Source organism: Dyella soli, assembly GCF_054482295.1.
The window spans coordinates 502,505-515,159 of sequence record NZ_JBTFFU010000001.1 but is presented as its reverse complement, the minus strand read 5'-3'; the positions used below and the strand labels follow the sequence as shown (position 1 = coordinate 515,159).

Below are 12,655 nucleotides of genomic sequence, written 5' to 3'. Positions count from 1 at the left end.
GATGCGGCGTGCCGGCGGGGCACCCTCTTGTCACGGTTGTAGAAGGAGCGCTATCCATGATCCATCGGCACCTTCCCTGGCTGCTGGCAGCCGCCACCCTGCTAGCCGCCTGCAACAGCTCCAGCGACGTGCAGGTGTTCGGCGGCGACACCGACATCGTCAACGACCACATCACCCTGCATGACGGTCGCGTCACCATCAAGGCGGCCGGCGTGCCCGATGCCATCGTCGATGCCAACGGCCAGCTCAGCGTCAACGGCCAGAACGTGCCGGTGAACGGCGCGCAGCGCGCGCTGCTGCAACGTTACAACGCCGCCGCGCAGGCGATGCGGGCCGATGCCATCGCCACCGGCAAGGCAGGTATCGAGACGGCGACGAAGGCCATCGGGGCAGCCGCGGGCAAGGTCACCGGCGCGGAGAGCGCCGATGCCGTCCGCGACACGGCCGATGCCGCCGCCCGCAACGTGAAGCAGGCCGCCGCGAAGATCTGCGACGACCTGGCCGGCATGAAGGCGGCGCAGGACGAACTGGCCACGCAACTGGATGCGTTCAGGCCCTACGCACAGGCGCTGTCCGGCAGCAACGTCAGCGAGTGCCGGGAACACACCGCGCACTGATCTCCGACGACGGGTGGCCGGGGATCAGCCGCCGCCACCACCGCCGCCATGGATGCCGCCACGGGTCAGCGTCAGCGGGTCGAGCAGCTTCTGCAGTTCGGCCCGCGACAGCCCGGTGGTTTCCAGCGCCACATCCATGATCGGGCGCTTCTCCTTGTAGGCCTGCTTGGCGGTCGCGGCGCCCTTCTCGTAGCCAATCACCGGATTGAGCGCGGTGACGAGGATGGGATTCTTCGCCAGCGCCTCCTTCACGTGCGCAGTGTTCACCTTGAAGCCCGCGATGGCCTTGTCGGCCAGCAGCACGCTGACGTTGGACAGAATGCCGATCGACTGCAGCAGGTTGTGCGCCACCAGCGGCAGCATCACGTTGAGCTGGAAGTTGCCCGACTGCCCCGCGATGGTGATGGCCGCGTCATTGCCGATCACCTGCGCCGCCACCATGGCCGTGGCCTCCGGAATCACCGGATTGACCTTGCCCGGCATGATCGACGAGCCAGGCTGCAGCGCGGGCAGCTCGATCTCGCCCAGGCCGGCGAGCGGTCCCGAATTCATCCAGCGAAGATCGTTGGCGATCTTCATCAAGGTCACTGCCAGCGTCTTGAGCTGGCCGGACAGCTCCACCGCCGCGTCCTGGGACGCCATCCCCTCGAAGTAGTTGCCCGCGGATTCGAAGCGCACGCCGGTGAGCTTCTTCAGCTCGCGCGCAACCGTCGCGCCGAACTTCGGGTCCGCATTGATGCCGGTGCCCACTGCGGTGCCACCCAGTGGCAGCCGGTGCATGCGCTTGAGGCTGTCGTAAATGCGCTCGATGGCGCTGCCGACCTGCGCCGCCCAGCCGGACAGCTCCTGCCCGAACGTCACCGGCATGGCATCCATCAGGTGCGTGCGCCCCGTCTTGGGCACGTTGCGCAGCTCGCGCGCGCGGCGCTCGATGGTGCGCTTGAGGTGCTTCAGCGCCGGCAGCAGCTGCTCGCTGGTGCTGAGCGCGGCACTGACCTGGATGGTGGTGGGAATCACGTCGTTGGAGCTCTGCCCGTAGTTGACGTGGTCATTGGGATGGACCTTGCCGCCGGTGCGGCTGGCGAGGTGGGCAATGACCTCGTTGGCATTCATGTTGGTGCTGGTGCCCGAGCCGGTCTGGAACACGTCGATCGGAAACTGGTCGTCGTGCTCGCCGGCAGCAACCGCCAGCGCGGCCCGGCGGATCGCATGGGCCTGGGTCTTCTTGAGGTGACCGAGCAGGAAATTGGCGTCGGCGGCGGCGGTCTTGACCAGTCCCAGCGCCCGGATGAAGGCGCGCGGCATGTGCATGCCGGAGATCGGGAAATTGTCCACTGCGCGCTGGGTCTGGGCGCCATACAGCGCCTTGGCCGGCACCTTCAGCTCGCCCATGCTGTCGTGTTCGATGCGGAACTGGCTCATATCCTTGCGATTCCTGGCGGAAAAGTTGTCGCTGACTATAGGACCGCTTTCGTTAGCGCGCCGCCAAGGGGGCGCCGATCATTTGCTCCCTCTCGCCTAGGGGGCGAGGGGTAAATGCTCGCCTCACGGTTTCAGTTGATCCGCCGTCCGGCGTGGACCGGGACCCAGTTTCGTAGGTGGTTGGCTATCGCCTCGTGCGATCCCGCGATCTGGCCGCCTACGCGGCGGGCGTTTCGACCTCCTGCCGGAGGCCGAGTCATTTTTCTTTTGCTGACCCAAAAGAAAAGTAACCCAAAGAAAATGGCCTTCAGAGCGGGTAGCACGCTGTTGGGAAAAGCCCGAACGCTCGAGGGCGATTGTTGCCAGGGAACCTCCGCCGCTGCACAGCCGGTATGCCGTAGCGCTGCGCAACGCGTCGAGGCGCAGAGGACTTAAAGCGGAGCCGCGCGTCGCTTTGGCTTTGGCTGTTGGGGTCCCCGTATGAGGCGGCGGGTGGGTGGAGGAGAGCCCACAGGGTGGCTCGCATGGATGCGAGCCAGTTTGGCGTCAGGGCAGGAAGCCCTGTCGACAAACCCCGCAACCCGCCCGCGCACCTGGAGGGCTGCAGGCCCGAAAGGCGCCACATCCGGGGGGCCCTTGCTTTGGGTTACTTTTCTTTGGGCAAGCAAAGAAAAGTGACTCTAGCGGCGGCAGCCGTTCGAAACGCCCGCCGCGTAGGCGGCCAGATCGCAGCATCGCACGAGGTGACGGCCAACGACTTACGAAACCAGGTCACAGCCTGTACCGGGAAGACGGATCAAATGACACCGTAAGACGAGCACCCACCCCTCACCCCAACCCTCTCCCCGCCGGGGAGAGGGAGCAAAGCCCCCCCGTTCACGCACACCTCCCCAACGGGGCCAACGACCACGGCACCCGCACAAAAACCTGAAATCCGCCCCTCCCCGCCCCTGTTGTAAAATCTCCCCTTTCCCGCCTCCGGAACACCCCCGATGTCCTCCCATGCCCTGACCGCCCTGTCGCCGCTGGACGGCCGCTATGCCAGCAAGGTGGAAATGCTGCGCCCGATCTTCAGCGAGTTCGGCCTGATGCACCGCCGCGTGCACGTGGAGATCGAATGGCTGCTGGCGCTGGCCGCCGACGAGGGCATCGAGGAGCTGCCGGCGTTCTCGGCGGCGCAGGTTACCCGGCTCAAGGGCATTGCCGCGGATTTCTGCGTCGAGGATGGCCAGCGCATCAAGACCATCGAGGCGACCACCAACCACGATGTGAAAGCGGTGGAATACTTCATCAAGGAGCGCATCGGCAACGATGCCGCGCTGGCGCAGGCCAAGGAGTTTGTGCACTTCGCCTGCACCAGCGAAGACATCAACAACCTGTCCTACGCGCTGATGCTGCGCGACGCGCGCAACGACGTACTGCTGCCGGCGCTCGACGGCATCATCGCGAAGCTGCGCGAACTGGCGCATGCCAACGCCGACCTGCCGATGCTCTCGCGCACGCACGGCCAGACCGCTTCGCCGAGCACGCTGGGCAAGGAGCTGGCCAACGTGGTGGCGCGCCTGGAGCGCCAGCGCCGGCAGCTCGTCGCGCTGGAAGTGCCCGGCAAGATCAACGGCGCGGTGGGCAACTACAACGCGCACGCCATTACCTATCCCGCGCTGGACTGGCGCGGCTTTTCGCAGCGCTTCGTGGAAAGCCTCGGCCTCGATTACAACGCCTACACCACGCAGATCGAACCGCATGACGGCGTAGCCGAATACTGCGACGTCGTGCGTCGCGCCAATATCATCCTGATCGACCTGGCACGCGACATCTGGGGCTATATCTCGCTGGGTTACTTCAAGCAGTCACTGAAGGCCGGCGAGGTGGGCTCGTCCACCATGCCGCACAAGGTCAATCCGATCGACTTTGAAAACGCCGAAGGCAATTTCGGCCTCGCCAATGCCCTGCTCGGCCATTTCGCCGAGAAGTTGCCGATCAGCCGCTGGCAGCGCGACCTCACCGACTCCACCGTGCTGCGCGCGCTGGGCACCGCGTTCGGGCACACCCTGGTCGCACTGGAGTCGCTGAAGAAGGGCCTGGGCAAGCTCACCGTCAACGCCGAGCGCCTCGGCGCCGACCTCGATGCGAGCTGGGAAGTGCTGGCCGAAGCCGTGCAGACGGTGATGCGCCGCTACGGCCTGCCGGAGCCCTACGAGCAGCTCAAGGCGCTGACGCGCGGCCAGGGCATCACCAGGGAATCGATGCGCAGCTTCATCACCGGCCTCGACTTGCCGGCCGACGCGAAGCAGCGCCTGCTGGACCTGACGCCAGGCGGTTATATCGGCCTGGCGGAGCCGTTGGCGCGCGAGATCTAAGCGCCTCCTCCTCTCCCCTGCGGGGAGAGGATCGAGGTGAGGGGTGGGTGCTCGCGTCGGGATGTCTACCAGGCAGGCAAGCCCTGTCCTTATCGCAAGCCTGGTCCCTCGGCCCAACCCTCTCCCCTCTGGGGAGAGGGACTTGGCGCGGTTGCCTCACTCCACCTCGTCCGACCCCTCGTTGACGCCCTCGAACAGGAACGTCGACAGGTAACGCTCGCCGGTGTCCGGCAGCATGGCCAGCAGCACCGAGCCAGCCGGCGCGTCGTTGGCGACCTTGAGCGCAGCGGCCAGCGTGGCGCCGGCCGAGATGCCGACGAAGATGCCTTCCTTCTGCGCCAGGTCGCGCGCGGTATCCCGCGCCAGCACGTCGTCCACGGGCAGGATCTCGTGCACGACCTCGCGGTTGAGCACGGACGGCACGAAGTCCGGCGTCCAGCCCTGGATCTTGTGCGGCTGCCATGCGCTACCGCTGAGCAGGGCTGCGCCGGCCGGCTCGCTGGCGATCAGCTTTACTTCGGGACGGGCCACCCGCAACACCTCGCCCACGCCGGTAAGCGTGCCGCCGGTGCCCCAGCCGGTAACGAAGTAGTCCAGGCGCTTGCCGGCAAAATCGCGCAGGATTTCGGGTGCGGTGGTATTGCGGTGATAAGCCGGGTTGGCCGGGTTGTCGAACTGTTGGGCCAGGAACCAGCCGTGCTTGTCGGCCAGTTCCCTGGCCTTGCGCACCATGCCGCTGCCGCGCTCGGCAGCCGGCGTCAGCAACACTTTCCCGCCATACGCACGGATGAGCTTGCGCCGTTCGATCGAAAAGGTTTCGGTCATCACCGCGACGAACGGATAGCCGCGTGCGGCGCACACCGCCGCCAACGCCACGCCCGTATTGCCCGACGTGGCTTCCACCACGGTCTGGCCCGGCTTGAGCACGCCACGTTTCTCCGCGTCGATGATGATGGCGTAGGCCAGGCGGTCCTTCACCGAACCGGCCGGATTGAATGCCTCGACCTTTGCATACAGGGTCACGTGCTTCGGCGCGAGCCGATGGATGCGCACGACGGGCGTGTTGCCGATGGTGTCGAGAATGCTGTCGTAGATCATGGATCACTCCGTGGCACGGCATGGATGGAAACGGCGTCGGCCGATGGTGCGCCCGGTGAGGGGAAGGTTGTGTCAAACCGCGAGGGGCTCGGGCACCGCTGGCCGCAAGGGATGCGCGGCCCCCAGCGGCGGACGTCCAAACCAGGCAAGCGAGGTGGCCAGCGCCGCGACTTCGCCGATGATGAGCAGCGCCGGCGAGCGAACCTGATGGACGCCGGCCCGTTCGACCAGGTCGGCCAGCGTGCCGGTGACCACGCGCTGTTCGGGCCGGGAGCCATTCTCGATGATGGCGAAGGGCGTGGTGGCCGCGCGTCCATGGGCCAGCAGGCGCTCCTGCAGCACGGGCAGCTCGCTGGTTCCCATATAGACGGCCAGGGTCTGGCGCTCCTGCGCCAGCGCCGGCCAGTCGAGTGTGTCGACCGAGCCCTGGCAATGCGCCGTGACCAGCCGCACCGACTGGGCGTGATCGCGGTGGGTCAGCGGTACGCCGGCGTACGCGGCACATGCCAGCGCGGCCGTGATGCCGGGAACCACTTCATAGGGAATGTCGTGCTGGCGCAGGAATTCCAGCTCCTCGCCGCCGCGCCCGAACACGAACGGATCGCCGCCCTTCAGGCGCACGACGTTCCGGCCCGCGGCGGCGTGCACGCGCATCAGCGCATGGATCTGCGCCTGCGTGGCGTGGTGATGCCCGGCCTGCTTGGCCACTTCGATGCGTTCGGCATCGCGACGCGCGAGCGCGAGGACCTCCGGGCTCACCAGACGATCGTGCAAGATCACGTCGGCCTCGTTGAGCGCCCGCAGGCCCCGCAGCGTGAGCAAGCCGGGATCGCCCGGCCCCGCGCCCAGCAGCACGACCGAGCCGGTGGCCTTGGCGTGTGCCGACTCCAGCAGCCGCTCGGTGGCAGCCTCTGCCAAAGCCAGCTGTCCGCGTCGCAGCAGGCCTTGCACAGGCCCAGCCAGCACGCGTCCATAGAAGCGTCGCCGCGCGGCAAGATCCGGCAGCTGTGCGCGGATGCGCGAGCGCATGCTGCCCAGCAGGCTCGCCAGCGGCCCCGTCACGGGATCGATCAGCAGCTCCAGCCGCTCTCGCAGCAGGCGCGCCAGCATCGGTGCGTGACCGCCACTGGAAATCGCCACCGTGACCGGCGCGCGATCGATCACCGCCGGCACGTGGAAACTGGACAGGTCTGCATCGTCGACTACGTTGACGAACAGCCGACGCGCCTGTGCCAGCCCGGCGATGCGCCGGTGCAGGTCCGGGTCGTCGGTGGCAGCGATCACCAGCCAGGCGCCATCGAGCCAGGCTTCCTCGAAACTCCCGGGAAGCCAGCGGATGCGTCCCTGGTCCGCCCATTCGCGCAGCGCCGGCGTCAGCGTGGCCGCCCCGACCGTGACGCGCGCGCCCGCCTCGAGCAACGCGGCTGCCTTGCGCTCGCCGACCACGCCACCGCCGACCACCAGCGCCTCACGCCCGGACATATCCGCGAACAAGGGGTACAGCTTCATCGATCCAGGGACTCCGGCAGCGGCAACAACACGGGTGATGGGCCTGGCCACGCTAGGCAGCCGGCGGCACCCGTACAAATGATTTGTGCGCCTGCGCATATGCCTCGTGGTTATAAGTCCCGGGCCTGGCGCACGAACGGGCCGCCCATTGACGCAGCGCACAAACGAAGGTATAGACGTCTATTCACGACAGCGCCAAAACCCGGACATCATGCAAAGCCATCGCAAGGCCAAGAGCACCCGACCCGATGCCAGCACGCGCAGGCGTACGGCAGCGGGCGGGCGCCTGCGATGTCACCGCTCCGCGACCACGAGCCACCATCTTCTCGATCGCCTGCGGAACCCAAGTCATGACGCTTACCCAATTGCGCTACCTGATCGCCATCGCCGATGCCGGACTAAACATCACGGTGGCGGCCGAGCGTGTGCATGCGACCCAGCCCGGCCTGAGCAAGCTGCTGCGGCAGCTTGAGGACGAACTCGGTTTCCAGCTGTTCCATCGCAAGGGCCGCAGCCTGCATGCGATCACCCACGCGGGCACGCAGGTACTCGAACGTGCACGCACTATCCTCGCCGAAGCCGCCAATATCCGCTCGATAGCGGCCAACCTGCGCAATGAATCCCGCGGCACCCTGCGCATCGCCACCACGCACACCCAGGCCCGCTTCGCGCTGCCGAGCGCAGTGAGTGCGCTGAGCCGCAGCTATCCGCAGGTAAGCGTGCACCTGCAACCGGTCAGCGATGCCGATGTGATCAACCTGCTAGAAGGCGGGCATGTCGACCTGGCCATTGTCAGCACCGCAGCGGGCGCACCGCCTCCGCACGGCATCGCGCTGCCCGCCTATCGCTGGAACCGCATCGTGCTGGCGCCGCAGGATCATCCGCTGGCGCGGCAGGATCGCCCGCCCACGCTGGAGCAACTCGCGGCACAGCCGCTGATCAGCTACGACTCGTCGCTGAAGTCGGAGTCCTCGCTGGCGCGCGCCTTCCAGGCCGCCAACCTGCACCCGCAGATCGCCATGACGGCCAGCGACGCGGACCTCATCAAGACTTATGTGCGCGAAGGCATGGGCATCGGCATCCTGGCCGAGATGGCGTACCAGGCCGAGCACGACACCGACCTGCGCCGCCTGAACGCCGATCACCTGTTCGTGCCCTGCACCACCTGGATCCTGCTGCGTCGTGAAAGCGTGCTGCGCGACTACACCCTGGACTTCATCAACGTCTTCGCGCCGCACCTGGAACGACGCGCCGTGAGTCGCGCACTGGCCACCGCCGGTACCGGTCCGCTGCCATGGCCCGGCGTACCCCACTGGCGCGACCGGCCCGTGCCCAGCCGCGTCGCCGAGGCGGTGGCCGACGTCGGCTGAGCCGGAGCTTGCCGCGGCGGACGCTCAGGTTCGCAGCAGGCCGCGCTGCTCCAGCAGGGACACGATGTGCCGCGCCAGCACGGCCGGCTCGCCGGCATTGCCGTCCACGCGCAACTCGGGCTGCAGCGGCGCCTCGTAGGGATCGCTGATGCCGGTGAAGTGGGCGATCCTGCCGGCTCGTGCCTGCGCGTACAGGCCCTTGCGGTCGCGCGCTTCGCACACTTCCAGCGCGGTGGACACATGGATCTCGACGAAATCGCCGTGCGACTCCACCAGCGCACGCGCCTCGGCGCGCGAGTCGGCATACGGTGCAATGGGCGCGCAGACCGCAATGCCACCGTGGCGCACGATCTCGCTTGCCACGTAGCCGATGCGCGTCACGTTGGCAGCGCGGTCCTCACGCGAGAAGCCCAGGCCGCGCGACAGGTGCTTGCGCACTTCGTCACCGTCGAGCACGGTCACCGCACGGCTGGTGCGCTCCAGCAACTGGGCCACCACCGCCTGCGCAATGGTCGATTTACCCGCGCCGGAAAGACCGGTAAAGAACAAGGCGAAGCCGCGCGGTGCCTGCGCCGGGTGGCGCTCGCGCAGGATCTGCACCACCTCCGGGAAGCTGAACCAGGGCGGGATCTCGGTGCCCTCGTGCAGGTGCTGGCGCAACTGCGTACCTGAAATATCGCGCACTTCGTCGTCGGCCTGCAGTTCGGTCGTCGGCAGGTAGGCATCACGATTGGCCACGTAGACCATGGCCGGAAACGGCACGATGCGGATGCCCAGTTCGTCCTGGTGGCGTTCGAGCAGATGCTGCGCGTCGAATGGTCCGTAGAACGGCTTGCCGCCCGTATCCTTGCCGGGACCGGCGTGGTCGCGACCGACGATGAAATGACTGGCGCCGTAGTTCTTGCGGATGATCGCGTGCCACAGCGCCTCGCGCGGGCCGCCCATGCGCATGGCCAGCGGCAACAGCGACAGGCGCGTGCTGTCCGGTGGGTATTGCGGCAGCAGGGCCTGGTAGCAGCGCACGCGAGTGTAGTGGTCGACATCGCCGGGCTTGGTGCGCCCCACCGAAGGCTGCAGCAGCAACTTGGCGCCGACCTGCTGCGCCGCCCGCAGGGTCAGTTCGCGATGCGCGCGGTGCATGGGGTTGCGCGTCTGGAACGCGACGATGCGGTGCCATCCATGCGCGGCGAACCAGGCGCGCAGGCTGCGTGGCGTGTCGCGGAGTCCGCTGAAGTCGTAATGGGCAGGCGCCTGGATGCCACGCACGCGGCCGCCGAGATTGACCGGCCGCTGGCGCTCAAGCAGGTCCGCCACGCCAGGGTGCGTGCGGTCGAGCGTGCCGAAGACCTTGAGCGCTTCGTGCTCGCGATCGGGTCGGTAAATGTCCTCCACCACCAGCACGGCCAGTGGCACGCCCTGCGCATCGCGCAAAGCCACCTCGCTGCCCGGCGCGAGCCGTTCGGCGAATTCCTCGCTCACGTCCAGCGTAACGGGGATGGGCCACAGCGTGCCGTCGGCCAGGCGCAGCTCCTCGACGACGCGCGTGTAATCGCGCTGGGTAAGGAACCCTTCCAGGGGCGAGAACGCACCGTTGAGCAGCAGTTCGAGGTCGCACAACTGGCGCGCGTCGAGATCCACGCCGGGCAGTCCGGCACTGCGTTGCTTGAGCGACTCCGCCTCGTCGCGCGGGAGGTACAGCTCCTTCAGGACGCCGCCGTGCGGCGCGACCAGGTCATGTTCGGTGACGTCATCGACGATGGAAGCATCGGCTTGTGCAAGGGCGGTGTGGCTCATCGTGGTTTCTTGTGTGATCGGGGGAATAGCCAGCGTGTCGCGCTGGAGGCTCGGGTGTCGTACGAGCGAATCAGGCCAGTCCGTGCAGGCCGCATTCGCGTTTCAGTCCAAAGAAGCGGGTCGCCTCGGCATCCATGCCCGGCTCCCAGCGGTGCGTGCTGTGCCTGTCGCCGATGGAGATGTAGCCCTGCTCCCACAGCGGGTGGTAAGGCAGCTGGTGGCGGCGCAGGTACAGGCCAACATCGCGGTCGGTCCAGTCCGCGATGGGATGGAATTTCCAGCGCCCGTCGCGGCGCTCGGCAAACGGAATGGCCGCGCGCGTGCGGGCCTGGCTGCGCCGCAGCCCCGCGAACCAGCTGCCGGCATCGAGTTCCTTGAGCGCCCGCGCCATCGGCTCGATCTTGCGCAGCCGGTTGTAACGCTCGATGCCACTGACACCTTGCTCCCACAACCGCCCTTCCCGCGCCTCCAGCCAGGCGGCGCTTTCGGCCGCGCTGTAGACCTTGAGGTTCAGCACCAACCGCTCGCGCAATTGCTCCACGAAGCGATAGGTCTCGGGAAACAGGTAGCCCGTGTCGACCAGCACCACCGGCAGCGCCGGTTGCTGGCGGGTCAGCAGATGCAGCGACACCGCCGCCTGTGCGCCAAAGCTCGACGACAGCACATGGGTGCCTGGCGCATGCTCCAGCGCCCAAGCGACGCGCGCCTCGGCGGACAGCGCACCGAACCACGCGTTCAGCGCGTCGAGCGCGCCGGCGTCCTGTTGCGCCTGCTCAAGCAGGGCCGGACTCATGCCACCACCTCGGCCGGAATCCGCCGCGATCCGTGGCTGATGACACCGGTGCGCACGAGGAAGTCGCCAAAGTGCTCGCCTGGCGTCCGTTCCCGCGCAAAGCGTTCGAACAGCGGCGACAGCGCCTCGAGAATCGCTGCCTCGTCGACGTTTTCGCGATAGGGCTGGTTGAGTCGCTGGCCGCGAAAATCCGCGCCAAGGCGCAGGTCGTAGCGACCCGGGCCACGGCCGACGAGGGCGATTTCGCCGAGGTAAGGACGCGAGCAGCCATTTGGGCAGCCGGACAGGCGCAGCAGGATCGACTCGTCGCTCAGGCCGTGGCCCGCCAACAGGGATTCGAGCTTCGGCAACAGCTGCGGCAGGTAGCGCTCGCTCTCGGCCATGGCCAGCCCGCAGGTGGGCAAGGCCACGCAGGCGACCGCATGCAAGCGGATGCCGCTCTGCGTGCGGTAACTGTCCAGCCCGTGCGCGGCAACGATGGCGTCGATCCGCTCGCGCTGGTCGGCGGGCACGTTGGCGACGATCACATTCTGGTTGCAGGTGAGCCGGAAATCGCCCTCATGCGCCATCGCCAGCTCGCGCATGCCGCTGAGCCAGCGCCGATCTCCCACGTCGGCGAGGCGTCCGGATTCGATCTGCAGCGTGAGGTGCCAGCGACCGTCCCCGCCTTCGATCCAGCCATAGCGGTCGCCGTTGTGGTCGAAGCGGTAGGCGCGCTCCGGCAGCAAGGCAAAGCCGAGCCGCGCTTCGACCTCGGCGCGGAACGCATCGAGCCCGCGATGGTCGATGGTGTACTTGAGCCGGGCGTGCTTGCGCTCTGCCCGATTGCCCCAGTCGCGCTGCACCGCCACCACCGCCTCGGCCACCGCGAACAATTGCCCGGGCGTGGCAAAGCCGATCACGCTAGCCAGCCGCGGATACGTAGTGGCATCGCCATGGGTCGCGCCCATGCCGCCGCCCACGGCGATGTTGAATCCCTGCAGCTGGCCGTCATCGATGATGGCGATCAGGCCCAGGTCCTGCGCGAACACGTCGACATCGTTGAGCGGCGGAATCGCCAGGCCGATCTTGAACTTGCGTGGCAGGTAGGTCGCTCCGTAGAGCGGTTCCTCTTCTTTCGGCGCGCCAACCAGCGCCTCGCCATCGAGCCATATCTCGTGATACGCCCGGGTCCGCGGCGCCAGCCCCGCGGACAGCAGCGTGGCCCATTCGCAGGCTTGCGCGTGCGCCGCGGACTCGACCGGGTTGGCGGTGCTCACCACGTTGCGAACCACGTCGCCGCACGCAGCGATGGTCGTGGCGAGTGCGTCGTGGATCGCCGCGATGGTGAGCTTCAGGTCGTGCTTGATGATGCCGTGCCACTGGAACGTCTGTCGCGTGGTGATGCGCAGCGTGCCGTTGGCGTGTTCGCGCGCCAGGCGGTCGAACACCAGCCACTGCGACGGCGTCACCACGCCCGCCGGCAGCCGCGCGCGCAGCATGAACGAGTATGCCGGCTCAAGCTTCTGCCGGCGGCGTTCCTCGCGCAGGTCGCGATCGTCCTGCAGATAACTGCCGTGGAATTTCAGCAGCTTGTTGTCGTCGTCGCTGATGGCGTTGGTGACGGGATCGCGCAGGCCTTGCGCAATGCTGCCGCGAAGGAAGCGGCTGGCCGCCTTGATGCGTTCCAGATCGGAGAGCGAAGTCGTCATG

General features: G+C 67.4%; 9 protein-coding genes. 3 read left to right on the top strand and 6 right to left on the bottom strand.

Annotated elements, in window-relative coordinates:
• Positions 1-56: 56 nt before the first annotated feature.
• Complete coding sequence (locus tag ACXU4B_RS02460) at positions 57-617, top strand: DUF2884 family protein (protein WP_165583122.1); 561 nt, start codon at positions 57-59, stop codon at positions 615-617.
• A 24-nt stretch (positions 618-641) separates the two neighbouring features.
• Here ACXU4B_RS02460 and ACXU4B_RS02455 read toward each other — a convergent pair whose 3' ends face one another.
• Entirely contained in the window at positions 642-2,039 is a 1,398-nt protein-coding gene (locus ACXU4B_RS02455; protein WP_131407448.1) for a class II fumarate hydratase, read from the bottom strand.
• Positions 2,040-3,031: 992 nt separating this feature from the next.
• On the opposite strand from ACXU4B_RS02455, the gene purB reads away from it, so the two are divergent.
• Complete coding sequence (gene purB / locus ACXU4B_RS02450) at positions 3,032-4,399, top strand: adenylosuccinate lyase (RefSeq protein WP_131407446.1); 1,368 nt, start codon at positions 3,032-3,034, stop codon at positions 4,397-4,399.
• 156 nt (positions 4,400-4,555) lie between these two features.
• Here purB and cysK read toward each other — a convergent pair whose 3' ends face one another.
• Together cysK and cysG are read right to left on the bottom strand one after the other, a co-directional pair.
• On the bottom strand, positions 4,556-5,497 hold the full coding sequence (gene cysK, locus ACXU4B_RS02445; RefSeq protein ID WP_131407444.1) for a cysteine synthase A: 942 nt from the start codon (positions 5,495-5,497) through the stop codon (positions 4,556-4,558).
• A 72-nt stretch (positions 5,498-5,569) separates the two neighbouring features.
• Complete coding sequence (gene cysG, locus ACXU4B_RS02440; RefSeq protein WP_131407442.1) at positions 5,570-7,006, bottom strand: siroheme synthase CysG; 1,437 nt, start codon at positions 7,004-7,006, stop codon at positions 5,570-5,572.
• Between the two features lie 350 nt (positions 7,007-7,356).
• Here cysG and ACXU4B_RS02435 point away from each other — a divergent pair, with 350 nt between their 5' ends.
• Positions 7,357-8,376: a LysR substrate-binding domain-containing protein gene (locus ACXU4B_RS02435; protein WP_131407440.1), complete on the top strand. Its 1,020-nt coding sequence runs from the start codon at positions 7,357-7,359 to the stop codon at positions 8,374-8,376.
• Between the two features lie 24 nt (positions 8,377-8,400).
• On the opposite strand, the gene ACXU4B_RS02430 is transcribed toward ACXU4B_RS02435, so the two are convergent.
• From ACXU4B_RS02430 to cysI, 3 genes are all read right to left on the bottom strand, one after another.
• The gene (locus ACXU4B_RS02430) at positions 8,401-10,170 is read right to left on the bottom strand and encodes a bifunctional sulfate adenylyltransferase/adenylylsulfate kinase (RefSeq protein ID WP_131407438.1); all 1,770 of its coding nucleotides are present in this window, start codon (positions 10,168-10,170) and stop codon (positions 8,401-8,403) included.
• A 70-nt stretch (positions 10,171-10,240) separates the two neighbouring features.
• Positions 10,241-10,963 (bottom strand): phosphoadenylyl-sulfate reductase, encoded by a 723-nt coding sequence (locus tag ACXU4B_RS02425; RefSeq protein WP_131407436.1) that lies wholly within the window; start codon positions 10,961-10,963, stop codon positions 10,241-10,243.
• A complete protein-coding gene (cysI, locus tag ACXU4B_RS02420; protein WP_131407434.1) occupies positions 10,960-12,654 on the bottom strand; it encodes an assimilatory sulfite reductase (NADPH) hemoprotein subunit in 1,695 nt (564 codons plus the stop codon). Before cysI ends, ACXU4B_RS02425 begins: the two co-directional genes overlap by 4 nt.
• Position 12,655: the final 1 nt, after the last annotated feature.